We start from the raw sequence: 24,324 nt of genomic DNA, 5'->3' as shown, positions 1-24,324 counted from the left end.
GACTCAGCCCGCCCAACCGGTCGGCGACGGATCACATCGTCGCGCGCGGATTCAGCGGCACGACTCGCTGTACGCCGGCGCGCAGCAACGCGAACTCCAGCCACACGGCCACTCGTCCGGCCAGGCCATACGAAATGATGCGGCACGCGAACGTCGCCCCGAAAACAAAGGGCGTCAACACCGTCGCGTCGATGATCGGCAGCGACAGGGCGAAGATCGTTACTCCAGCAGCCGCGGCCGCGAGATACCAGAGTCGTTTGCGTTCGAATCGATACCGCCCGGCGATCAAAACCGCTTCAAAAACGAGAGCGGGCACAACGAGCGCGACGATGATCAGAAGGCCGAGCCCGTTGAACGGCGACGCCAACAGACCGGCAAAGGCAGCCGAGAGGATCGCGGCGCCCGGCTTCCGCGTCCACCGGGAGGCGAGCATCGGACCGATCCCGTGCACTCCGGCGACAAATGCATAGATGACAGGGGAAGTCACGGCGAGCACCCCTGTCAGCGGGCCGAGCGCGACAATGAAGATGGCGGAGATGGAGGCGATGGCGGCGATCTGCAGAAGCGCGACGCTGCTGGTCCACACGTTTCGCTTCGCTCCCCCGGACTCCACCCGGCAACTGTACCGGAAAGCGGTTCCGGGGCACCACACGCCCAGCCGCAGGTGAAACAATGGCATCGTGACCGAATCCCACCCCGAGCTCGACGGCTACGAGCCCAGCAACGGCAAGCCGCTTGCCTCACAGCGAATGCTGAAACCCGCCCGCATCCTCATCGTTCTGGGGATTCTCGGGCTCGTGCTCCCCGGCATCCTCGTCACGATGTCGACCGCCACACAGACCGCTGAACGCAGCTGCAGCATTGTGGTCGCGCGCGACGCCCCGTATGCGATGGGGTACGACGCCCGGTTCGAGCTCGTCGGGCCGGAAGGGCCGTCCTGGTACTGCTACGCGCTGGTGCAGGGCGAAAGCGACGAGCGCATCGGGTCGCTCGGCCCGATCCCGGGTCCGCCGCCGGCCCCAAACCCGGACTTCATCGACGCGTAGCCCCGACTCAGGACTCGAGCGAACCGACGCTACGCCCGGCTGCGTATCCCAGCCCGATCGCCGTGGACAGCCCGTTTCCTGACGCGTAGCCGTCGGCGCCCGTCTGTCCGGAGATTCCTGCAGCAACGCCGCCGCCCGCGTAGAGACCACGAATCGGCTGCCCCTGTTGGGTGAGTACGCGCGCGTGAGTGTCAATGGCGACTCCACCCTGCGTGTGGAACATCGCCGGGTGGGTTTTGCAGACGAAGTACGGCGCCTCGAGCGGGCCCTGACCGAAGTCGGTGCGCCCGAAGGGGTCAGCCGAGGTGCCTTCGGCAGCGGCTCTCGCGGTGTCGAGCGTCGCCTCCACCGTATCGCTGTCGCAACCGATGACGCCCGCGACGGCAGCGGCATCGACAGCAGGATGCACACGGTCGAGGTTGATGAGCTTCACGAAACGCGGCTCGTTGCGAGCGACGTAGTCGTAGATGCGCTGGTCCATGATCGTGTAGCTGTGCGGCGTCTGTCGCGCGATGACCTCCGCGAAAGCCGAATATCCGACGGATTCGTCACCGAGACGCTCGCCGTTGGGGCCGACGATGATCGCGCCCAGTTCGATGGTCGTCCACGACAGGATGTCACCGGCATCCGTGGCGACAGACGCGTACGCCTGGTAGGCGCTCACGTTGGCCAGGCGGGCGCCGAGCTCTTCGGCCCATTCGATGCCCTCCCCCGTCGACCCGGGAGCGCCGTGGTAGAGCGTGCCGACCATCTCCGGGATCCAGCGCTCGAGCATCGCCCGGTTCGCACCGAAGCCGTTGGAGGCAAGTAGCACAGCGCCGGAACCGATGTCACGACGCTCACCATCGGAAACGACGGCGCTGACGCCGGTCACAACGCCGTCGGTCTGCAGAAGTCTCACCACCGGTGTGCGCGTGAGGATGGTGACGCCCGCCCGCTCACACGCGCGCTGCAGGTCGGCCGTGAGGTTCGCACCGTTGCGATCGGCCGGCGCGTGCAACCGGGGAACGGAGTGCCCGACATGCTTGTAGTCCGTGATCAGGTAGAGCCCGATGTCGTGGCGATCCACCAGCCATTCGACGATCTCGGCCGACGACTCGGCCATGAGCCGCACGAGATCCTCCGCTTCGTGGGGCCCGCTGGTTTCCAGCAGGTCCTCGACCATCTTGTCGGGGGTGTCGTCGATTCCGGCTTCACGCTGGAACCGGGTATTGGCGCCAGGCACCGATCCGGTGCTGAGGGTGCTGTTGCCTCCTGGTGTGTCGAGTTTCTCGAGAACCAGCACCGACTTTCCGGCTTCGCTGGCCGCGAGGGCGGCCACCATTCCACAGGCACCGGCGCCGACCACGATGAGGTCGTAGGAGGACTCGAGCGGTGAAGATGTTGACGTCGCAGTCACGACTGTTCCTTTCGTGTGCGCGTTAGCGCTGAACCAGGGTTGTGAGTTGCGAAATGACGTCGTCTGTCGTTGCGACATCCGCGTACTTCTGAGCCATGTCGAAGAGGTTCACCTTGTGCACCGTTGGCGTGCGGTCGTACACGGCGTCGTGCGGCACGAGAACCCGGAAGTTGTACGAGAAGCCGTCGACGACCGTGCCGCGAACGCAACCGCTTGTCGTCGCGCCGGTGACGACGAGAGTGTCGATCTGGCGCTCGATCAGAAAGCTGAGCAGCGGCGTGCCGAAGAAGGCGCTCGGGTGGCGCTTCGGCAGCAGGATCTCGCCGTCCTCCGGCGCGATGATGTCGACGAACTTGTAACCCTCCTCGGCGATGTTCATGATCCCGGGGACCTTCGCGCCGAGCCGGCCCTGGTCGGATGCCTGCTTGGGAGCGACATACGGATAGATCACCGGCCAGTCGTTGCCGCGGAAAAGTGGCAGGATCTTCGCGACGTTGCCGAGGGCATCCCACCCCGTCTCTCCGCAGCTCGTCGTGAATTCTTCTTCGACCGACTGGAAGAACGGTTTGGGTGTCATCCCGACCGTCCGGTACTGCGCGTCGATGATCAGGAGCGCGGGTCGCGAGCCGATCCCGACGGGCTGGCCGAAGCCCGCCGCCTCGTAGCGGCGCTCATCGTCGTCGGTGATCACTCCAGACCAGGGCGTGCTCGAGTCGGAAGTCATTTGTTCTCTCCTTCTGCGGGATCCGTCGCGGCGAGGGCGTTGAGTGCGCAACGGCCGCTGTGACGACGGGGTACGTATTCGCCGGTCACGTCAGTGAGTTCGCCGTTCCGGACGCTGAAGTGCCCCCGAACGATCGTGTGTTCGATGGTGACGTCGGACTGCCAGCCCTCCCAGACGCTGTACTGGGCGCCGGAGTGCTGCTTGTCGGCCGAGATCTCGAACGGGGTGGATGGGTCGATGACGACGAGGTCGGCATCGAATCCGGGCCGGAGGGCGCCCTTTCGCTCTCCCAGCCCGAACAGCTGCGCCGGGCGGGTCGATGTCATGCTCACAACCGTCTCCAGCGGGATGCCACGGCGGATCGCCTCGGAGAGGAAGAGCGGGAACATCGTGCCGGTGCCGGGGAATCCGGCCGACGCGCTCCAGATGTCTTTGTCCTTCGCACCGAAGTGACGCGGCACGTGGTCCGATCCGAGCACGTCGATCTGGCCATCGGCGATCGCGGCCCAGAGCGCCTCGTTCGCGTCGGAGGTTCGCAACGGTGGGTTCACCTTGCCACGGGAGCCGATGTCGGATGCCTCGTGGAGCGTGAGGTAGTGAGGGCAGGTCTCCACGTAGAGGTTGGGGTAGTGGGTCTTCTGGCGGCGGATCGCACCGAGGGACTCCGGGCTCGTGACGTGCACTGCGTACGCGGATGCGCCGGTGACGCTGGCGAGGTAACCGACGCGACCCTCTGCTTCTGCTTCGACATAGGGCGGACGAATGGCGTTCCAGCCCGGCAGGCCGGCATCCGGCTTCTGTTCCGTCTTCTCGCGCAGCCGCCAGACCAATTCGATGTTCTCGGCGTGCTGGGCGATCATGCCGCCGGTGGCCGCCGCTGCCTCGAGGGCGTCGAACAGGAAGGCGTCGTCGTTGCCTGGCAGACCGAGGTACGCACCTTCATTCCCGCGAAAGTTGGTGAAGACCTTGAAGCTCGAGACACCCAGATCTTCTGCGTAGGAGTGCATGCTCGTGACCTGGGCGGGCGTCACAACGCAGAAGTGGAATCCGAAGTCGGTGTGGGAGTTCGCTTCCATCACCGATCGGGCATCAGGGAACACTTCCTCATACGGCTTCGGGCTCATCAGGTAGGCGATCATCGTCGTCACGCCGCCGGCCGCAGCCGATGCGGTTTCTTTCTCAGCGTCGTCGACGGTCTTCGGTGCCGAGATGTCCTGGCCGAGGTGCACGTGCGCGTCGATGATGCCGGGGAAGATCCAGCGCCCCGTGGCATCCACCACCTCATCGGCGTCCATCGGCGAATTGGGCGAGCCGATCGCGGCGATCTTGCCGTCGTGAACGTAGATGTCGGCATCCGTCAGTCCGATGCCCGGGAGCATGGCTTTGCCGCCGCGGAGACACAGTTCGAAGTTCGACATGGTTACACCTCGGTTTTCAGCAGGTTCGTGGAGGCATGCACGGTTGGTCCGTGGCCCTGGGGGTAGTCGAGCGGGTCGAGGCCAAGCACGGTGAGAGTGTTCTGCATCGACATCTCGAGGTGCTCTTCAAGGAGGGCCGTCGCCGCCGCGGCATCGCGTCGGCAGACAGCCGCGAGCACGTCCTGATGCTCGCCGGTCGAGTGCTCGCGGCGAGCTTGCGAGCGCTCCGTGTGGGTCAGGGCGAGGTAGAGCCGGTGATTGACTTCGAGCGAAGCGGCAGCGATCGCCGAGTTCGCCGCGAGGCTCACGAGCCGCTGGTGGAAGTCCAGCTCAGCGACATAGGGGCCGGACGCTCGGCTCGTGTCAGCCTCGCCTGCGTCCTCCGTCGCTGCGGAACTTTCAGCGAGCAGGATGCCGAGAGCGGCCAGGTCATCATCGCTCGCTCGTTCGATCACCAGGCGAATCGCATAGAGCTCGAGCGCGATGCGCATCTCGTAGGTCTCGATGATCTCGCGAGGCTCGTACTTGCGCACGAAGGCACCGCGATGGCTCTTGAGCTGGAGCAGGCCCTCCCCCGCGAGCTTCTGGATGGCCTCGCGGAGCGGACCGCGGCTGACGCCGAGACCTTCGGCGATGGTGACCTCGTTGAGGCGATCGCCGGGAGCGAGGGTTCCGTTGAGGACCATCTCGCGGAGAATCGACTCCGTCTGGCGTGACACCGTCGCGCCGCGGCTCACGACGCCGGAGGCGCCGCCCCCGTCAAGGTCGCTCATTTGACGCTGCTCAGGTCGATGCCCCTGGTCTCTTTCAGGCGCAGGGCCGGAACCAGGGTGATGAGCGCCGTGCCGATGAGGAAGAAGGCCGGAGCGAGAGGGTTACCTGTCACATCCACGAGCCAGGTGCAGATGTACGGTGCTGTTCCGCCGGCGAGGGCTGCACCGACGCTGAACCCGAAGGCGATTCCGGTGTAACGGATCTCGGTGGGGAACATCTCGGCGTAGGTCGAGAGCGCGACACCCATGAGAGCGGAGTCGACCAGCCCGAGAACGATGTGCGCGGTGACGGCGATCGCTCCACCCTGTTCGAAGAGCAGGAACGCGGGCACAGCGAGAACGAGTGCGGCGATGCTTGCGCCGACGAAGAGAGGCTTGCGCCCGATCTTGTCGGAGAGTGCCCCGAAGAACGGCATCGCGATGACGGAAACGAGCAGCGTGAGCGTCGTCGACATGTACGTGAAGTTCGAGTCGAAGCCGAGGACGGTCAGCATGTGAATGTTCACGTAGACGTAAGCGACGTAGTACGCGGAGAAGAGAAGGATGGAGAGTGCGACCACACGGAGCAGCGCCCCGGGGTGCTCTGCGAACATGATCCGGACCGGTGCCTTCTTGAGCTTCGCGGTCGTTGCCCGTGCAGCCTGGAACTCTTCTGACTCCTCAAGGCCGTTCCGGATCCATAGGCCGAACAGTCCGATCGGGATGGCGATGAGGAACGGCAGGCGCCAGCCCCAGTCGGTCATCGCTTCGCTTCCGAGCGCCAGGTTCAGCAGTCCGACCGTGAGGGAGGCGAGGAGAGAACCGGCGAGAGCGCCCATCTGGGTCGTGGAGGTGAGGAGGCCGCGCTTGGCGTTCGGCGACTTCTCTGCGACGAAGGATGCAGCACCGCCGAGCTCACCACCGGCAGCGAGCCCCTGCAAAGAACGGGCGAGAACCAGGAGGAGCGTCGCGCCCACACCGATCGCGGCGTAGGTGGGGAGGATTCCGATGAGCCCGCTGGCAATGGCCATGAGGATGATCGTCGCGGCGAGGGCATTCTTGCGGCCGAGGCGGTCACCGAAGTGGCCGAAGAGGAGAGCGCCGACCGGACGCAGCACGAAGGCGACCGCGAAGGTGGCGAGGGTTGCGAGCAACGCGGTAATCGGATCGCCACTGGCGAAGAAATGCACGGCCAGAATCGTGGCGACGTATCCGTACACGGCGAAGTCGAAGTACTCGACGATCGAGCCGACGGCCCCAGCGACGATGACCCGAGGGGAGATCTTTTCGATGGGCTCCGCTACTCGGGCGGGGGTGGTCTGGTTCATGAGTCTTTCCTTCTTCGTTGAAGTGGGCTGACATCAGTGAACCCCGCTTTTTTCAAACTGTCAACAGTTTGCAGCAAACATTCTTTGGTGGAATTGTGGCTCGCGAGGGTCGATCGAAGCGGATGGCGGCGCTCGCAGGCGAGACAGGCAAGAATGGACCCATGCCTGAAACCCGCCTGGTCGCGTTCGACCTCGACGACACCCTTGCCCCCTCGAAATCCCCGATGGACCCGCGAATGTCGCAGCTCCTCGCCGACCTCCTCAAGGTCGTTCCGGTGTGCATCATCTCGGGCGGCCAGTTCGCGCAATTCAAGATGCAGGCCATCGATAACCTGCCCGATGCTGGCTCGACAAACCTCGACCGGCTTCACCTTATGCCCACGTGTGGCACGAAGTACTTCCGGTTCGAGAACGACGAGTGGACCCAGATCTACGCCGAAAACCTCACCGAAGACGAGAAGGCCCGCGCGCTCGCATCGGTCGAGGCCCGCGCCAAGGAGCTGGGCTTGTGGGAGAACGAGACCTGGGGAGACATCCTCGAGGACCGTGGCTCGCAGATCACCTTCTCGGCGCTCGGGCAGTCGGCTCCCGTTCCGGCGAAGCAGGCGTGGGATCCGACCGGCGAGAAGAAGAACCGGCTTCGCGAGGCCGTCGCAGGTGACATCCCGGATCTGGAGGTGCGCTCGGGTGGCTCGACCTCTGTCGACATCACCCGCAAGGGCATCGACAAGGCCTACGGCATGAAGAAGCTCGCTGAACTGACCGGTATCTCGCTCGACGACATGCTTTTCATCGGCGACCGGCTCGATGAGACCGGCAACGACTACCCGGTGAAGGCACTCGGCGTGCGCTGCCTCGCAGTGGAGGACTGGGAAGACACCGCTCGCCTCGTTGCGGACCTGATTCCCAAGCTCGCGGCCGCCGCGGTCTGATCGCGTTCGAACCAAACCGTGGCGATCTCTGAGGGCAGCGACGCGCTCGCCCAACGTGCGCTCAACCTGATCGGTTCCGAGCGCCGCGTGCTCCTCGGCATCACCGGAAGCCCGGGTGCCGGCAAGACGACCATCGCCCGGTCACTCGTCGATCGCATCAACGAGCTGAGCGGGGCGGATGCCACCGCTCCGGTCGCCTCCTACCTCCCGATGGACGGCTTCCACCTCGCCAACGCGACCCTCGATCGGCTCGGCCTCCGAGACCGCAAAGGCGCAATCGACACCTTCGACGGCTGGGGTTTCGTCTCCCTGCTGCGTCGGGTGCTAACCGAAACCGATCACGACGTCTACGCGCCGAGCTTCGATCGCCGTGTCGATGAAGGGATTGCGGCTGAGATCGTCGTACCGGCATCCGCCCGCATTGTGGTTGCGGAAGGGAACTACCTCCTCATCGACCGGGAGCCGTGGTCGCGGATCGGTTCGTTACTTGCCGAGTGCTGGTTCTGTGAGACTTCGGAGGCGGAACGCCTGCGGCGTCTGGTCGACCGCCATGAACGACATGGCCGGTCCGCAGAAGCAGCGGAAGCATGGGCCCGCACGGTGGATGGCACCAACGCCGCTCTTATTGAGCCCTCGCGAGCGCGGGCTACTCTCACGATCTCGGGAGTACGTTCGACCGTCATCTGACGGTCCTCCTCCATTGCCACACGCGCGCACCCGCATTACGCTCGCGATCGCCCACGTTTTTTCGGCGACGATGTCGATCTGGCCCTCTCCCGTTCGACGCGTTAGTGAAGGGACGCAGCGGGCGCCCCTCGGCAACGGAGGAAACATCATGAAGTACATGCTGATCATGCGATCGACGGATGCCGCCAAAAAGGCATACGAGAAGGCAAATTTCGAGCAAATCATCAACGCGATGGGCGCGTACAACGAGTCACTGATGAAGGCTGGCGTGCTGCTCGGCGGCGAGGGGCTCGCCGACGACCTCAGTGACGCGTTCGTCATCGATTTTTCCAGCGACACGCCCATCGTCACGGACGGCCCCTACGGTGAAACCCACGAGCTGTTCAACGGGTTCTGGATCCTGCAAGTGGGCAGCAAGGAAGAAGCCATCGAGTGGGCAAGCCGGTGCCCACTCGGTCCGGGGTCGAAGCTCGAAGTTCGCCGGGTCACCGACGAGAGCGACTTCGCGGACTACGCCGACAACGAGTACGTGAAGAAAGAAGAGGGCTGGTGGCAGGAGCTCGGTACGGCGTGAGACCGGGGGATCCCGCGTGATGGGCCGGAGGCATCCGTGACCGAGATCGACAGCATCCGACGCACGATCGACGCCGTCTGGCGCATCGAGGGCGCGCGCATCGTTGCGACGCTCACGAGGATGACGGGCGACGTCGGCCTTGCGGAGGATCTCGCCCAGGAGGCCGTCATCGACGCGCTCAAGCAGTGGCCGGAGTCGGGCGTCCCGCGTAACGCGGGCGCCTGGCTCACGGCTGTCGCGAAACGCACGGCGATCGACGGCTGGCGGCGGCGAGCCCGGCTCGATGAGCGGTACCGGGCAATCGCCCACAACCTCGAGCAGGCAAGAGAGGAGGAGTGGCAGCCGATCGACGACGACGTGCTGCGGCTCATCTTCACCGCGTGTCACCCCGTTCTCTCGCGAGAAGCGCAGGTCGCGCTGACCCTCAGGGTGGTCGGCGGTCTCACGACGGAGGAAATCGCACGGATGTTGCTCGTCCCGGTCGCGACGGTGCAGCAGCGCATCGTGCGGGCGAAGAAGACCCTGTCGGCGGCGAGAGTGCCGTTCGAGGCGCCGGAGCCGTCCGAGTGGCCGGTGCGGCTCGGTGCTGCGCTCGGGGTGGTCTACCTGCTCTTCACCGAAGGATATGTGGCCACGAGTGGCGATCGCTGGATCCGCACCGAGCTCGCGAACGAAGCACTCCGGCTGGGCCGCGTGCTCGCCGCGCTGCTCCCCCGCGAACCCGAGGTGCATGGGCTCGTGGCGCTGATGGAGTTTCAGGCATCCCGATTCGCTGCCCGCACCGCCCGGGACGGCACCCCGATCCTGCTCACCGATCAGGACCGCTCCCGCTGGGACCGCGCCCAGATCGAGCGTGGTCGTGCTGCTCTTCGACGAGCGGATGCCCTCGGTCGCGGGCGAGGAAGCTACGGCCTTCAGGCGGCGATTGCGGAGCAGCATGCGGTCGCGCCGAGTCTCGACGACACCGACTGGGACCACATCGTCCTGCTCTACGAAGCGCTCGGCCGGCTGGCTCCGAACCCGGTGGTAGACCTCAACCGGGCGGTTGCGGTGTCGATGGCGACAGGCCCGGCGAATGCGTTGCGGATCGTAGACCAGCTGGTGGCGGATGGCGCGCTGCACGGCTCGCACCTGCTGCCGAGCGTACGGGGTGAGCTGCTCGCACGGCTGGGTCGTACCGAGGAGGCGCGGACGGAGTTCCATGCAGCGGCGGCGCTGACCGCGAACGAGCAACAGAGTGCGGTGCTGCGTGCGAAGGCGGAGACGCTGGTCAGTCCTGAGTCGTGAGTTGTGGTTCGAGAGGGGCTAGCGGCTCTCCAACAGGAGCAGCCGCCGCACTATCGACCCGCGGCCGCCGCGGACTGGTCAGACGATAGCTCACCAGAACCGCCCCCACCAGACCCAGTGCCCACCACGGAAAACCGGGGTCGGTGATGTCATCGGCCAGAGCAAGGCGGTCCGCCGCCTCGTGAGCTGGAGGTGCGATCCGCTCGCCGCGAACGAGAAGCCGATGCGAGTTCACACCGGTGGGTGTGCAGGTGACGAGGGTGACGTAATCACCACCCTCGATCTGACGCAGGGCGTCAGTCCGGTTCGGCTCCACGGTGAGCACCTGGTCCACGGAGTAGTACATCACCTCGTTCAAGACAGTGACAGTGAAAACGTCGCCGATCGCCACGCGATGCAGATCGGTGAACAGGGTCGAGTTCACCAGCCCGGAGTGAGCGGTCAACACGCTGTGTGTGCCTTCGCCTCCGACCGGGAGGCCCGACCCGTAGAGATGGCCCGCGCCTCGGGCGAGGGTGTCGTCGTCAGTGCCATGGAAGACGGGCAGGTCGACGTCTATCGTGGGGATCCGGATGCGCGCCATCACGTCGCCCGGAAGACCTCCGAGCAGCTCGTCGTACGCCTCACGCCCGGTTGCTATCTCGGTCCGCTCGCCGTTGGCGTTCAGCGCATAGGGATCCCGCAGCGGCCCGTCCGGCAGGATCCGGTTGTACTCCTCCGCCGCCGCGAGCATCTCTTGTGCGGTGTCGTCATCGAGCGCGGCCACCTCGTGCACGTAGCCGTTCACCGCTGTGGCGTGGACCTTCGCAGAGAACCAGGATGCTGCTGACGGGTAGAGCAACACCGCCGCTCCCACGATCGCCAGCACCATGATCACCACTCGCCGCGAGGTCCAGGGGGACGTCGCGGAGGCTCCGTGCGAGAGAGCCCGAGCGCGGCGGGTGGCGAGTGGCAATGGGGGCACCTGGGTTCAATTCGATGAAAGGGATGGAACGGGGGGGGTAGAGCGATGAATGCGGGTAGAGAGGATGCCACAAGGGCACCCTTTCTACCCGCACGGTCACGAGGTCATCGCCTCATGTAGCCGGACCGATGGAGGATCAGTTCTCGACCTTGCGACGCGAACGCACCAGCATCAGGACCGCGCCGGCCAGCAGCAGGGCGCCAGCGGCGTAGATGAGTGTGGTGCCTGCGCCACCGGTCTGCGGCAGCGTGAATCCTGCGTTCGAGCGGACGTTCTCCACCGTGAGGTCGATTCCCGCGGAGGTGGTCGTTGCCGTGACGCTGAACTCGATGGGGGCAGCCAGCAGTTCATAGCCTTCCGGTGCCTTCGTCTCTACCAGCCAGTAGCTCTGGTACCCAGCGTCGGTTGCGGCGACCTGCACGCCGTTGGAGAAGTCCGAGTAGCGCAGACCGGCAAGGGTCACAACACCACTGCTGTCCACGACGTGGACGGTCTTGCCGCCCAGCTCGATCGGGTTGGTTCCGGCGCGTGCGTTGGCCTCCGAGGTGAAGACCGAGAACTCGGCGCCTGCGAGCTGCGCGCCGGATTCGTCGATTTTCTGGATGTCGAAGCTGCCCCACTTGGTCACGACCGGAGGCGTCGTTTCGGGTCCACCCGGCTGGCCGGGGTCGACGTCGAAGCTCGGAGCGTTCGGGTAGACATAGGCCTGGTTGGAGATCTCGTCGACGGCATTCGCGGACGCGGTGATCTCGACGATCACCTGTGCAGTGTGGTTTGCCGCGAGAATGGCGCGGCCGGCCTCGGTGAAGTCGACCGTGACGACGTTTGACGTGGAGTTGTGGGTCACTGTGAAGTGCGCGCCCTCCGTGAGGGTGGCGTCATTCGACAGTGTGACTGAGGTGCCGACGTAGTCGAGCGCGTCGCTCAGCACGTCGACGACACGGTAGCCGTCGATGATGGTCTCGTTCGGGATGTCAGCAGTGATCGTGAACTCGATCTCGTCGCCGAGCGCGATGTCACCGGCATCCGCCACTGTCTTCTGCGCCGTCGTTACCGAGTTCTTCGGGTAGACGTGCACGTCGTACAGCCAGTTGTCCAGATTGTTCGGGTCGGTCAGCGGAACAGTTACCAGGAACGGCGCCGACGGGGTCACACCGGTCGGATACGAGGTCTCCGTCACCAGGTAGAGGCCGAGATCCAGGTTTCCGAAGGATGCTTCGCCCAGAGCGCCTGTGGTGTCGCTGGTGGCATCCGAGAGGGTCTCACCCTGATTGATGATGGCTGACTCTGCCTGGTCGGCGTATCGAGGCGCCGCCGCGGTGAAGCCTGCTGTCACCGCATTCGCGTCAGCCCAGCCGTCATTGGTGCTCAGGTCAATGCCCTCCACCCGCTGAATGCTGAACTCGACGCCCGCAAGCGGCTGATAGCCGGTGACGTCGATTTCAGTGCCGTTGTTCGGCAGACCGCTCGGAGCGTCCTGCTTCTCGAACTTGTGCACGGTGAGCGAGCCTCGCTCGGCGCCGTCGATAGGTGCGGCGTACGCGGGGGTCGCGATGCTGCCGACGGCGAACATGGCGCCCAACGCGGCGATGGTCGTCAGCCTGTGGCGGCGACGGTTGGATGTGGGCATTTCTCTCTCCTTGGGAGTGATGTGGGTCAGGATCTCGGGCTGGGTTGGAATTGTTAAGCGGATGGTGTGAGCGCCTCACTGCGGCGACGGGAAGTGACTGTCAGTCCGACAGCGGCGGCCGTCAGCAACCCGCCGAGGAGAAGGAACCCGGCGCTTCCTGGCCCACCCGACTCAGGCAGCTCGAGGGCGGGGACGTCACGAACAGTGATCACGGACATGCCGGTGACTTCGTCCGTCGAAACGGCGGTGGTTCGTTCATCGGCGTCAGCGGCCAGTGTCACGGTGCCGTCGGCGGCCACGGCGAACGGCACGCGCTCGGCCAGCAGGCTGAAGCCGTCGGGCGCCTGGGTTTCTTCCAGCCAGTAAGAACCCGCTGGCAGATTCTGCAGACGAATCATGGTGGGGTCAACCGAGGTGATGGACGTCTCGTCGAGAGATTCGCCGGGCGAACCATTCACGTCGGTGTAGACAGCCCACTCGGAGCCCTCCATCGGCACGATCTCGGCCTCAGCGGACTCGCCGACCTTCTGCACGAGCACGCCGAGTGCCGTATGTACCGTGGCGCACCCATTGCAGTCGATGATCGAACGGTCAGCGCCCCACACGCCGGCGACCACGTTGCCGACGCTGGCGTTCCACGCGTCGTCGTTCACCGTCACCGAGTAGGTGAGGGTCGCGGTGCCACCGGCCGGAAGGGTGAAGGGCTGCGTCTGCAGGGTGGTGTCCGAAGGATCCGCCAGCGTGATCGGATCGGCATTTCCCACCGTCAGCTGAGCGGACCCGGGAGTGAAGGTGGCGTCGTCGAGGACGTCGGACAGGTCGTCACTGATAACTGTTCCGTGGCCTGGCCCGCCTGTGTTCGCGGCCGTCACTGTGTATGTGATGGTTTGGCCAGGAACCACGGGGCTGCCTGAGGTTGGATCAGCGACCTTCGCCAGGTTCGGGATGGCGCTCACCGGGTGCTCGGTGCACCGCATTTCTGCGGGAATGCACTCGGCGGGTGGCTCGCCCGCGCCGGGCACGACCACGTTACGGAGCACGGCGTCTCCGAATCCGGTCTGCTTCGCCTTCACCGCGTACGTCACTCGATTCGTTGACTGGGCGGGAACGAATCCCTGGATCCGCAGCGATTCCTCTCCGACCGTGACAGTGAGCCCATCGCTGGCCTCGACGGTGTCCGCGATCAACTCCGCGTCGTCCAGTACCCCGGTCAGGTGGTCGGTGTAGTCGACAACGAGTTCCTGATTCCCTGGGTTCGGAAAACTCAGGGTGTACGCCACCGTGCTGCCGGGCAGGATTTCTGTCCCGCTGACGGGCGATGAGGTCTTTTCGACGTTCGCGGCCCGGGTGACGGGCAGCAGGTAGTCTTCGACTTCTCCGTCGATAGCGAGTCCCGTGGGTTCAGCGATCAGCGCTGCGTCGGAGGCGACTCGGAAGCGGGCGCCGAGCGAACCGGTGTCGGTCGCTGTCACCTGGGACCAGCTCAGGAGGGCTTTGCCTCCGGTGGCCACGGCCTCGGTGCGCTCGCCCTGGTCGAAGGATCCATTGTTGTTCCAGTCGATCCAGGCGGCGACGGTTTTGCCTTCGGCGGATGCACTGGTCAGGACCTCTACGGAGTAGTCCTGCGTCTGCCCGGCGAAGATTCGCGGTGGTGTCGTTGTGCCCGTGAGCTGTTCCCAGCCTTCATCGGCAGGATTGCCCGTCGGATCCTGGTCGTCGCCGGTCCAGTTGCCAAGCGATCCGTCGTCGGCGTCAGCGGGGACCGAACCCAGATAAGGGCTCTTGTCCCACGCGTATGCCACGCGGGGAGCGTTGACACTCCCTGGTAAAGCCATCGGGTCGCCCGCGGCGGTCCAGTCGATCAGATGTGATGCGGAGCCGTAGCTGGCCGGTGCGTCACCGTAGTCGACGGGCAGCATCACACCCACCATAACGTTCTGCATGCCACTGGCGGTGATGGTGACATCCACGGTGCTCGCGGAGCGCGATACACCGATGGGCGCCATTCCCTGACCCGTGGAAAGTTCGGTGGCCCACGGACCCATCACCGTGGTACCGAACCCACCATTGGTTTTCGAGGACTTCCACATTCTGGCGCCGGTCCGCGTGGTGTTGTCGATATTTCTCCAGACCTCACCGTCGGTCGTGAAGGTGGTGAGCTCGGCGGCTCCAGCGCTCTCCCCATCGGTGGCGATGACGTTGAGCGGGATCGTGACACCGTTCAGGGTCGCAACGAAGTTGAGAGAGAACGACACTGTGGATGCATTCGCGTTCGGCGTGATGACGCTGTACTGGTTCCCGGTGTCATAGCCGTTGAGTTTGACCTCCGACCAACTGGGGTCCTGGCGCGTTACGTGAAGTTCCCGGGTGCCGCTGCCGGACTGTGGTGCAGCGGCCACCTTGGAGAACGTCGTTGTGATCCGGAATCCGGGCAGCGGTTCCTGCACGAGAGACGTTCCGTTCTGCACCCGGGAATAGGGTCGGCCATTGTTGGTGCCCTGACTGACCGTGTTCTGCGCTGTCGACCAATCCAGCCAGTAGATGTCGCTCGCGTACCGACCGGTGCCGGTGGCTGGAGCGGCAACGGCCGCTTGCTCTTGTGAGCCCGGCAGGAGAACCAACGCCCCGAAGATCATCGAGCCCGCGAGTGTGGCTGAGGCCAACTTGCGGATGCCGCGCGTCGCCGCCCGGCCCAACCGTGAGGCGGTCTTCGAGCGGTCGCGTGAGTCAGCAGTTGCGGCGCGGTGTCTGAAGGCGGTACTCATAGCGGTGCTGTCCTCGTTCTCTCCGATGACGCTGCGCGAGCGGGAAGGCTCGCCGGCTAGCGCTCACGGACGCATAGTCGGCGCGTCTCTCGGGTTGGACGCGCCGACTGGATGTGGCTGTGGGGGCAGATGCCAGAGTGGCGGGTTGCGGGCACTTCGATCGGCCGTTCCGGCGGGTTTCACCCTGCAATTCACCCTGCGCGAGTTCGCGCCTCGCCTGCGTTCTCAGAGCGGGCCACTACTGGCTTCTCGATGAAGCTCAACGGCGTGTTCCGCGCAGGGGCTAGAGTCCCTGGACCAGATCCATCACCGCGAATGTGATCGGCACCAGCACCGTTACAAAAAGTGCGGCCAGAACCATGCCGACAACCGCGAAGGCTCCGGCAACGGGTTCGGTCGCGTTGATTCTGGCTGTTCCGATGGCGTGCGCAGAGACACCCATCGCGAGGCCTCGGGATCGAGCGTCGTCGAACCGCAGGAGTCGCAGCATCCCAGGGCCTGCGGTCGCCCCGAGAATACCGGTCAGGACAGCGAGCACCGCGGCGAGCTCCCCCGATCCACCCGAAAGCGTCGCAACGCCGAGCGCCACAGGTGAGGTTGCCTGCTTCGGCGCGACCGAGAGAATGGTCTGCTCACTCCCGCCGAGGCCCCACGCCAACGCGACGGTCACCACGACACCGGCGAGAGACCCGAGTCCGACGGCGAGGATGATCGCGCCAGACGTGCCCTTGAGCAGCCGCCGGTGCCGGAACGGCGGCGCCGCGAGAGCGACAACGGCGACCCCGAGCACGGGCGCGAAGAACGCGCCGCCGACCATGTACTGCTCGTAGTCGATACGCGCGAGCAGCAACAAAGTCACGATGGCAGCCGAGGCCCACAGGATCGGGTTCGCCCAGGCGGGGTCACGCAGGGCTCGCGAGAACAACACCGCGAGGATGAAACCGACGACCGTCACCGAGATGCCGAACGCCGGCGAAGCGAGAAACTGCTCCCACACGCCCGTCACCCCCGCTTTCTGATTCGTCCGAGCAAGTACTTCGCGGCGAGCGCTGTGACGAGGATCGTCGCGAGCCAGCCGCCGACCACCGCGGTGATCAGGGCCGGAGCATCGCGCACGACCTCGGGAATGTGGGCGACAACCCCGACGGCGGCCGGCACCAGCAGGAAGGGAATGAGTGACACAAATCTCTCGGAGATCGGCACCACGAAACGGTCCGAGATCCGGGCGGGCTGAAGGCAGAGGATTGCGAACATGACCACCATGCCGATCACCGACCCCGGCACAGGCAGGCCCAGCCACCGGGCGAGGAACTCGCCCAACGCGTAGCACGTGACAAGGAGCAGGATGCCGACTACCGCACGGGCGACAGCGCGGTACCGTTCGCGCGGTGGTCGACGATCCTGCCCCTGTGACGTCGGTGTCTCGGGTTCTGTCGGCGCAGCAACCTGCCGCCGCACCCCTCCCCCAGTCACCCTTAACTTTCGTCGTTGATCAGGAGATCGTCAGGGTGGTCCAGGACACAGCCGGCAGAGTGATGGTCACGCGACCATCTTCAACCGTCAGCTCTTCGTTCGCCCGCGGGACGACACGCTCCGGGGCCTCGAGGCTGTTCGCTGCATAGACGTCGTCATCCGACAGCGTCGACGCGGTCACGGATTTGCCGTCCACCAGCGCACCGAGGTCGATCGTCACGGTAGCCGACTCGTCGGCGCCACGGTTGACGAGGAAGACAGCGGCTGCGCCGGTCTCGGCGTCGTGGGTCGCGATGGCATCCACGCGGTTGACTGTTCCGTACTTCTCGGTCTCGTAGGTGTCGCTGCTGAGGTTCAAGCGCAGGACCTCCCCGGTGGCCAGGCGGGATGCCTCGGCGAACGGGTAGAAGATCGTCTGGCGCCAGGCTGCTCCACCCGGTTCGGTCATGATCGGAGCGATCACGTTGACCAGTTGGGCAAGGCTGGCGGATGTCACGCGGTCGGCGTGCTTCAGAAGCGAGATGAGCAGGCTACCGAATACGACGGCATCCGCCACCGAGTACTGGTCCTCGAGCAACCGGGGTGCGTAGTGCCAGTCGGTCGCATTTCTCGGCTTGTCCTCGGTGTGCCAGCGCTTGTTGTACCAAACGTTCCACTCGTCGAACGAGATATTGATCGTCTTGTCGCTCTTCAGCGCGGCCTTGACGTGGTCGATGGTGGCGATCAGCGACTCGATGAACTCGTCCATGTTCGCGCCGGATGCGAGGAAGCTGTCGAGGTCTCCGTCAAGTTCTTCGTAGTAGGCGTGGGCAGAAATGTAGTCGACGTGCTGGTAGGTGTGGTGAAGAACGACACGCTCCCACTCGGCGAACGTCGGCATGATCGGCTTCGAACTACCGCACGCGACGAGCTCGAGAGTGGGGTCCATCTGGCGCATCGCGCTCGCAGTCTTCGCCGCGATCTTGCCGTAGTCATCTGCACTCACGTGGCCGAGCTGCCACGGACCGTCCATCTCGTTACCGAGGCACCACATCCGGATGTTGTGCGGTTCGGGGGTTCCGTTCTCGACGCGCTGGTCAGACAGCGTCGTGCCCGACTTGATGTTGGAGTATTCGAGCACGTCCAATGCTTCCTGCACACCGCGGGTTCCGAGGTTCACCGCGTACATCACTTCACTGCCGGCCTTGTCAGCCCAGCGGGCGAACTCGTCGAGACCGAATTCGTTGGTCTCGAGGGAGTGCCAGGCCAGGTCCACGCGCCGGGGCCGGTCCTCCTTCGGGCCGACGCCATCCTCCCAGCGGTAACCGGAGACGAAGTTACCGCCCGGGTAACGGATGGCGCTCACGCCCAGTTCCTTCACCAGCTCGAGCACGTCGCCACGGAAACCGTCCTCGTCCGCGGTGGGGTGCCCCGGCTCGTAGATCCCGGTGTAGACGCAGCGGCCCAGGTGCTCGACGAACGAGCCGAAGAGGCGGCGTTGAACGGGACCAATGGTGAATCGCGGATCGAGGTCGATGTGGGCGTGCGCCATGAAGGAGTCCTTACGTGAGGGTGCGAGAAGAAGAGAGAAGGTGAAGGTGGGCGCTACTTGAGGCTGCCGAGCGAGAGCCCGCCCTGCCAGTAGCGCTGGAGGAAGACGAAGGCCAGGATCAGCGGAATGACCGACACGAGTGCTCCGATGACGATGAGGTTCCACAGCTGTTGGCCACCACCCGCAGCAGCGGAGAGCTGGAGCCACTGGCCGAGGCCAACGGTCACGGGGAACAGCTTCGGGTCGGAGAGCACGGCGAGCGGGAGGAAGTAGTTGTTCCAGGTCGCGACGATCGACAGGAGCAACACCGTTGCGATGGCCGGTCGCAGCAAGGGCAGAGCGATGCTGAAGAAGATCTTTCCGTCGCCGGCGCCGTCGATACGAGCCGCCTCGATAAGCTCATCGGGCACGGCATCCTGAGCGTAAACCCGCATGAGGTACACACCGAACGGGCTGAGCAGCGACGGGAGGATGACCGCCCAGATCGTGTTGTTGAGTCCGATCGCGCTGAAGAGCACGAAGGTCGGCAGCACCAGAGCTGTCACGGGAACCATGACGGAACCCAGCAGGAGCGCGAAGCTGACGTTGCGGCCTCGGAAGGCATACTTTGCGAACCCGTAGCCTGCCAGAACGGCGAGCACGGTTGCCCCGACTCCGCCCGTGAGCGCGTAGAGGAACGAGTTTCCGAGCCACTGCAGGTAGATGCCGCCGCTTTGATTGAAGAGCTGGGCCAGGTTGCCGAAGAAGTCGATGTTCTTGTCGAACCAGAGTGAGCCCGCCGAGCCGTTGAACAGCCCGTTGACCGTTTTGGTGCTTGCAACCACGAGCCACCACAGAGGAACGAGGAAGTAGAAGCACATTCCGATCAGCACGATGCTGCGGAAGAGCGGGCGTCGTTCGCCGACTTCCCGGGTGGAGCGAGGCGCAGCCGCCCGGCCCGCCTTCGGCGTAGGAACCAGTGTTGTAGCCATGATTACAGTCCGCTCCTCTTGCGAGTGGAAACAAGGAAGATGTACGACCCGATGAACACGATGATTCCCAGGGCGAAGGAGATCGCAGACGCGTAGTTGAACTGGGTGTACGAGAACGCGAGGTTGTACGCGTAGATGTTCGGGGTGAACGACGCGTCGATCGCTCCGGAGGCGATGCTCTTGAGGATGTGCGGTTCGGTGAAGAACTGCAACGTGTGGATCAGCGCGAAGACGAGGATCAGCACGAGCGAGGATGCGACCATCGGTACCTTGATGCGGAGGGCGATCTGCAGCTTGCTGGCACCGTCGAGCTTGGCCGCTTCGTACAACGCCGGATCGATACCCTGAAGCGCGGAATAGATGATGATCATGTAGTAGCCGGCCCACTGCCAGCTCACAATGTTGATGAGCCCGAAGAAGATGCCATCGTTCGAGAGCAGGTTGGGCGCGATCAGGCCGAAGAGGCCGAAGATGTCAGAACCGGGGCCGAAGCTGGGGCTGTAGAGGAAGCCCCACATCAGGGCACCGATGACGACGGGCACAGCGTATGGGATGAAGATCAGGACTCGCGATATCCGCGCCAGGCGGGTCGTCAGGCTGTCGATGATCAGTGCGGCGAGCAGAGAAATGAGCATCTGCACCGGGATGACGACGAGAGAGAAGAGAACAACGAACCGTGCACCCTCGAGGAACAGCGGATCTGAGAACGCCCGAACATAGTTGTCGAACCAGGTGAAGGTGTTCCCCTGAGCGAGAGTTTCGGTCTGAAGGCTCAGCCAGAAGGCGTAGGCGAGAGGAAGGATGAGGAGGGCGACGAACACCACACCAAACGGTGCGACGAAGGACCATCCGATGATGTTGCGCCGACGTGCGACGGTTGGGCGCTTTCGGGGCTTCCGGACCTGGGCCGTTGCGGCACCCGGAGGGGTCGAAGCTTCAAGAGTGTGAGACACGATGAGCGTTCCTAGCGTGGGGGTCGGGGCGGCGTTGCGCCGCCCCGACCGGGTACGGATAACTAGCGGACCGTGAAGCCCTGCTGGGTGGCGTAGTCACCAAGGAGCGACTCGAGAGACTTCGCGGTTTCTTCCGCGGTTGCCTTGCCCTGAACCATGGATGCCAGTTCTTCGTTGGTCTTGTCATAGACGAAGTTCTGGAAGGGCGTGTTGCTGAAGCCCTTGTATCCAGCAGCCGCGTCGACGAAGACATCCTTGTAGATCTTCTGTCCGCCGAAGAACGGGTGCTCGTATTCAGTGAAGTAGTCGGCTTCGAGAGCGGGCTTCCACAGGGGGAAGAGAGTCGCTTCTTCGATTCCGATCTTCCACGCCTCGTCGGTGCCGAAGATCTCCATGGCTACCTTTGCAGCGAGTTCGGGGTTGGCTGCCTGCTTGGTAACAGCGAAGGTCGAACCTCCCCAGTTCACTTCGATCGGCTTTGACGCGTCCCACTGCGGGAGCGGGGCTGCCTGCCATGTGCCCTCGGGCACGCCACCGTCGAGGAGCCCCTGAAGGTAACCCGGGCCCCAGGCCGCAGACAGGTAGGTCGCGTACGTACCGTCGAGCATGCGAGCGTTGTCTTCAGGAGTCGTTCGGTCGTTGCTGCTCACCAGTCCCTCTTCGATGAGAGTGTTCCAGTAATCCAGAACCTCGATGACCTCCGGAGAGTCAAGGTTGATACCGATCGACTCGGGGTTGGCCGCGTCGTACTCATAAGGCTCAGCACCGTTCTGAGCGAACAGCGACTGGATGTATGCCTTGCCGTTCGTCGGGAAGTTGGTGATGTAGCCCTCGTACCCGTTGTCGCGGAGCTGGCGTCCTGCTTCAGCGAACTCGGCCCATGTGGTGGGGACGGCGACGCCGTACTGCTCGAAGATGTCGGCACGGAAGAGCATGCCCATCGGGCCACCATCGACGGGGATGGCGAAGACGCCGTTGTCGTTCGACACGTCGGACCAGGCGCCCTCGGTGTAGTTCTTCTCGACGTCACCCGCACCGTATTCGTTCAGGTCGAGGAAAGAATCCTGCAGCGTGTAGCTCGGCACGATTGCTGCTTCGATCATGACGACGTCGGGTGCTCCGCTGCCCGCTTTGAGAGCGGTGTTGAGCTTGGTGTACTGGTCGATGTTGACGCCGGCGTTGTTCCAGCAGACCTGGACATCGTCATGCGTGTTGTTGAACTCATCAACGACGGATTCGAAGGCCGGGTACCAGGCCCAGAGGAGGACCTGCTCCGCCTCGTCGTTGACGATCGTGTTGGTGCACGAGAGGTTTCGGTCAGCGGTGCTTGCTCCTCCTTCTCCTGCGGTGGAAGCACAGCCCCCGAGCCCGAGTGCGAGGGCGGAGATTGCTGTGAGAGCGGCGACTTTGCGTTTCACAAGATGTCCTTTCAGCGACATTGCCGATGGTGCGAGGGTGAACTCATCCTGCCGGAGATTGCGAAAGTATTGCAAGCAAATACTTTAGATATTGCAGTTTCCCCGATATGTTCGACCGCATGCCTTCCTTTTCTGACTCGTCATCGATCTCTGCGGTCGAACGGGTCTATCAACAAATTCGCAACCGAATCCTTGAGGGCACCCTCGAGGAAGGCTTCCCCGTGCGCGAGCGGGATCTCGCGGCTGATTTGGGCGTGAGCGTTACGCCGGTGCACGAAGCGCTGGTGCGTCTCGCCGCTCAGGGACTGGTGGTTTTGCACCCCCGCCGCGGTGCAGTCATCACACCGATCACCGTCGCTGAGGCTGATGCCGTTCTCGAGACACGAAACCTCGTGGAGGGCTACGCCGGCGAACGCATTGCTGCACTCGCCGATGTGCGTCTTACAGACCTTGACTCGCGGCTACAGAAGAACCTCGACGAGCAGCGTGCGACATTCAATCCGTTGGATCCGGCCAGATTCCTCGAACTCGATGCGGAGTTCCATGGAATCATCGTCGGCGAGACCCACAACCCGATTCTGTCGAACCTACTGTGGACATCAGGTGACAGGCTGCACCGCGTGCGCGTCCGGGCTCTCCGCCGTAACGCCACCCTGCAGGAGAAGTGGTTCGACGATCACCGCCTCATGCATGAGCATCTGGCGAAGCGTGACACCGATGCCTATCGCGAACAGCTCCGTCAGCACCTCGACATCACCGGGCGGTGGGCGAGCGTCTGACGTGAACTTGGGAGTCCGTTCGTAAATCCATCAAGGCATCTTCACCGAAAGTACGGCTTCCGCTTCACCCACGGCGGTGGGATGCTGACCGGCTTACCGTTCACCATCTCGATCTTCCATTCCGAAGCGTGCATCTTGTGATGGTCGTACCAGCAGAGGATCACCCCGTTCGACACATCCGTCTCGCCACCCTTCGAATACGGGACGACGTGATGCACTTCGCAGGCACTCGCTGGGATGTCACATTCGAAACACGTGGGTCCGTCGCGCGCGATGATCGCCAGCTTCTGCCGCCTGGTGAACGGGTACCGCTTGTGACCCAGGTAGCGGACCTCTCCATCGACACCAACCCCGACCGGCTGGATGCCGCCATCACACAGAATCTGCTCGATCGAGGAGTAGGGAATCCGATCCGCGACGCCGACAACGGCGCCCGTTCCCTCCTTGTTCGCGAGCACCTCTGCCGAAACCGTGACCACCACGGTCGGCGCCGCCCCACTGATCGTCGGTACATCATCCGATCGGGCCAGCGAGTCGATCATCGAAGCGAAGATATCCGCTCGCTGCTGGCCAGGAGTCCGGGAATCCTTTGGCCGACCAGGAGCATCCGCTTGCCTTCTCTGCTCCTCCTCGGTCAGGCACTGAGGCGCAGTCCGCGGGGTGAGCATCGCATCGAAGAGGGCGTGCAGTTTGGCAGCGACCTCGACGGTCAACTTGCCGCCGAACGGCACGACACCGTTCTGCGCGACACGAGACACCCAGAGATCGCGCTTCGAAAAGGCCTCTTCGGCCCGAGGTTCAATTCCGTTCGGGTCGAGGGCATCGCGCCACAACCGCGCCTGCCCGGCAACGAGATCCGTGGGCAACGCCAGGCCTTCGGGCACCGCCTCACCGGTGGCCTGCCCCACCAGCGACTCTTCGGCAGCGGCGAAAAGATCGAGGTCGGCGCGTGGCGCAGCCAGATTGAGTTCGCGAGTAATCACCTCAGCCGCATCCAGCCCGATCAGACCCGTGGCGAGCGCCTCACTGACCCGCGGGAACAACGCAGGCAGCGGCAACCCGGTCTCGGCCACTCGCTGCCCGGTCAGCGCACCCACCCGAATGAACCGCGACGCCGAACGCGCCGACACCCCGGTCACCTGCTCGAGCAATTGCGACGCCCGGCCATACCCGTGCCGGGCGGCGAGACCGCCCGAGCCGAGCGCACGATCCGACCGGGCCGCAACCTCGTTGCTGCAGGCGATCAGAACGGCCTCGGCTCGCCGCAATACTCCCGCTGCATCCGCAGTGAGCGTCAGCAGTTCGTCGGCGCTGAGACCAGCCAGTGCGGTGAGGTCGGCATCCAACGGTGACGCACCCGGACCGCCCGCGCGCGACGTGGCACTCGGGGAGATCGTCTCCGGAAATCCACCGCTCGTCTGGCTGTTCATACTCCCAGTGAACACCCCACCACCGACATTTCCGGATGCCAAAATAGCCGAGAAAAGCCCGATGGGGATAACTATCTGAAAAATCCCACCTGTGGAGGAATCCCCGTTCGCGACCGCACGACAGGCACCCGACGGCACCTCCCCGGTGAACCTCTCCCGACGCCCGAGTGAACTCTCAGTCTCACGCGGCACGTCGAAACCGGAGCATCCGTAGGTTGTGGGGACAGCTACCATCGAAGACAGGATCACGTTGACCCCGCACC

At 64.3% G+C, this 24,324-nt stretch carries 22 protein-coding genes; 6 read left to right on the top strand and 16 right to left on the bottom strand.

Annotated elements, in window-relative coordinates:
* Positions 1-31: 31 nt before the first annotated feature.
* On the bottom strand, positions 32-613 hold the full coding sequence (locus ACWA1Q_RS02820) for an ECF transporter S component (protein WP_463759347.1): 582 nt from the start codon (positions 611-613) through the stop codon (positions 32-34).
* A 67-nt stretch (positions 614-680) separates the two neighbouring features.
* On the opposite strand from ACWA1Q_RS02820, the gene ACWA1Q_RS02815 reads away from it, so the two are divergent.
* Entirely contained in the window at positions 681-1,046 is a 366-nt protein-coding gene (locus ACWA1Q_RS02815; RefSeq protein WP_463759345.1) for a hypothetical protein, read from the top strand.
* Positions 1,047-1,053: 7 nt separating this feature from the next.
* Here the strand turns inward: ACWA1Q_RS02815 and ACWA1Q_RS02810 are convergent, their stop codons facing one another.
* From ACWA1Q_RS02810 to ACWA1Q_RS02790, 5 genes are read right to left on the bottom strand one after another with little or no spacing between them, the layout of a single operon-like run.
* The gene (locus ACWA1Q_RS02810; RefSeq protein WP_463759344.1) at positions 1,054-2,445 is read right to left on the bottom strand and encodes an FAD-dependent oxidoreductase; all 1,392 of its coding nucleotides are present in this window, start codon (positions 2,443-2,445) and stop codon (positions 1,054-1,056) included.
* A gap of 22 nt (positions 2,446-2,467) precedes the next feature.
* A complete protein-coding gene (locus tag ACWA1Q_RS02805) occupies positions 2,468-3,169 on the bottom strand; it encodes an isochorismatase family protein (protein WP_463759342.1) in 702 nt (233 codons plus the stop codon).
* On the bottom strand, positions 3,166-4,587 hold the full coding sequence (locus tag ACWA1Q_RS02800) for a dihydroorotase (protein ID WP_463759340.1): 1,422 nt from the start codon (positions 4,585-4,587) through the stop codon (positions 3,166-3,168). The genes ACWA1Q_RS02805 and ACWA1Q_RS02800 overlap by 4 nt, the downstream gene beginning before the upstream one ends.
* A 2-nt stretch (positions 4,588-4,589) precedes the next feature.
* Positions 4,590-5,360 (bottom strand): GntR family transcriptional regulator, encoded by a 771-nt coding sequence (locus tag ACWA1Q_RS02795; RefSeq protein WP_463759339.1) that lies wholly within the window; start codon positions 5,358-5,360, stop codon positions 4,590-4,592.
* On the bottom strand, positions 5,357-6,667 hold the full coding sequence (locus ACWA1Q_RS02790; protein WP_463759338.1) for an MFS transporter: 1,311 nt from the start codon (positions 6,665-6,667) through the stop codon (positions 5,357-5,359). Before ACWA1Q_RS02790 ends, ACWA1Q_RS02795 begins: the two co-directional genes overlap by 4 nt.
* Positions 6,668-6,828: 161 nt before the next feature.
* Here ACWA1Q_RS02790 and ACWA1Q_RS02785 point away from each other — a divergent pair, with 161 nt between their 5' ends.
* The 4 genes from ACWA1Q_RS02785 to ACWA1Q_RS02770 all read left to right on the top strand — a co-directional run bounded on the left by ACWA1Q_RS02785 (position 6,829) and on the right by ACWA1Q_RS02770 (position 10,147).
* On the top strand, positions 6,829-7,599 hold the full coding sequence (locus tag ACWA1Q_RS02785; protein WP_463759336.1) for an HAD-IIB family hydrolase: 771 nt from the start codon (positions 6,829-6,831) through the stop codon (positions 7,597-7,599).
* An 18-nt stretch (positions 7,600-7,617) separates the two neighbouring features.
* A complete protein-coding gene (locus ACWA1Q_RS02780; RefSeq protein ID WP_463759334.1) occupies positions 7,618-8,286 on the top strand; it encodes a nucleoside/nucleotide kinase family protein in 669 nt (222 codons plus the stop codon).
* Positions 8,287-8,434: 148 nt separating this feature from the next.
* Positions 8,435-8,860, top strand: coding sequence for a YciI family protein (locus ACWA1Q_RS02775; RefSeq protein ID WP_463759333.1), 426 nt, complete (start codon positions 8,435-8,437; stop codon positions 8,858-8,860).
* Between the two features lie 36 nt (positions 8,861-8,896).
* Entirely contained in the window at positions 8,897-10,147 is a 1,251-nt protein-coding gene (locus ACWA1Q_RS02770) for an RNA polymerase sigma factor (protein ID WP_463759331.1), read from the top strand.
* On the opposite strand, the gene ACWA1Q_RS02765 is transcribed toward ACWA1Q_RS02770, so the two are convergent.
* From ACWA1Q_RS02765 to ACWA1Q_RS02725, 9 genes are all read right to left on the bottom strand, one after another.
* On the bottom strand, positions 10,131-11,018 hold the full coding sequence (locus ACWA1Q_RS02765) for a class C sortase (RefSeq protein WP_463759330.1): 888 nt from the start codon (positions 11,016-11,018) through the stop codon (positions 10,131-10,133). The two genes, ACWA1Q_RS02770 and ACWA1Q_RS02765, sit on opposite strands and share 17 nt — an antisense overlap.
* A gap of 229 nt (positions 11,019-11,247) precedes the next feature.
* Entirely contained in the window at positions 11,248-12,741 is a 1,494-nt protein-coding gene (locus tag ACWA1Q_RS02760) for a SpaH/EbpB family LPXTG-anchored major pilin (RefSeq protein WP_463759327.1), read from the bottom strand.
* 53 nt (positions 12,742-12,794) lie between these two features.
* A complete protein-coding gene (locus ACWA1Q_RS02755) occupies positions 12,795-15,506 on the bottom strand; it encodes a CshA/CshB family fibrillar adhesin-related protein (RefSeq protein ID WP_463759326.1) in 2,712 nt (903 codons plus the stop codon).
* 283 nt (positions 15,507-15,789) lie between these two features.
* Complete coding sequence (locus ACWA1Q_RS02750; RefSeq protein WP_463759324.1) at positions 15,790-16,512, bottom strand: LrgB family protein; 723 nt, start codon at positions 16,510-16,512, stop codon at positions 15,790-15,792.
* The gene (locus tag ACWA1Q_RS02745) at positions 16,509-16,979 is read right to left on the bottom strand and encodes a CidA/LrgA family protein (RefSeq protein ID WP_463759323.1); all 471 of its coding nucleotides are present in this window, start codon (positions 16,977-16,979) and stop codon (positions 16,509-16,511) included. The genes ACWA1Q_RS02750 and ACWA1Q_RS02745 overlap by 4 nt, the downstream gene beginning before the upstream one ends.
* 19 nt (positions 16,980-16,998) lie before the next feature.
* The gene (gene arfA, locus ACWA1Q_RS02740; RefSeq protein ID WP_463759321.1) at positions 16,999-18,510 is read right to left on the bottom strand and encodes an arabinosylfuranosidase ArfA; all 1,512 of its coding nucleotides are present in this window, start codon (positions 18,508-18,510) and stop codon (positions 16,999-17,001) included.
* 53 nt (positions 18,511-18,563) lie between these two features.
* The gene (locus ACWA1Q_RS02735; protein ID WP_463759319.1) at positions 18,564-19,481 is read right to left on the bottom strand and encodes a carbohydrate ABC transporter permease; all 918 of its coding nucleotides are present in this window, start codon (positions 19,479-19,481) and stop codon (positions 18,564-18,566) included.
* Between the two features lie 2 nt (positions 19,482-19,483).
* On the bottom strand, positions 19,484-20,434 hold the full coding sequence (locus ACWA1Q_RS02730; protein ID WP_463759318.1) for a carbohydrate ABC transporter permease: 951 nt from the start codon (positions 20,432-20,434) through the stop codon (positions 19,484-19,486).
* A gap of 62 nt (positions 20,435-20,496) precedes the next feature.
* Positions 20,497-21,852, bottom strand: a complete 1,356-nt coding sequence (locus ACWA1Q_RS02725) for an ABC transporter substrate-binding protein (protein WP_463759317.1) — start codon at positions 21,850-21,852, stop codon at positions 20,497-20,499.
* 119 nt (positions 21,853-21,971) lie between these two features.
* On the opposite strand from ACWA1Q_RS02725, the gene ACWA1Q_RS02720 reads away from it, so the two are divergent.
* Positions 21,972-22,631, top strand: coding sequence for a GntR family transcriptional regulator (locus ACWA1Q_RS02720; RefSeq protein ID WP_463759315.1), 660 nt, complete (start codon positions 21,972-21,974; stop codon positions 22,629-22,631).
* 41 nt (positions 22,632-22,672) lie between these two features.
* Here ACWA1Q_RS02720 and ACWA1Q_RS02715 read toward each other — a convergent pair whose 3' ends face one another.
* Positions 22,673-24,061, bottom strand: a complete 1,389-nt coding sequence (locus tag ACWA1Q_RS02715; protein WP_463759312.1) for an HNH endonuclease — start codon at positions 24,059-24,061, stop codon at positions 22,673-22,675.
* Positions 24,062-24,324: the final 263 nt, after the last annotated feature.

This window comes from Mycetocola sp. TRD_SC_2 (genome assembly GCF_055361225.1).
The sequence above is the reverse complement of the archived record's forward strand: the minus strand, read 5'-3'. Positions and strand labels throughout refer to the sequence as shown.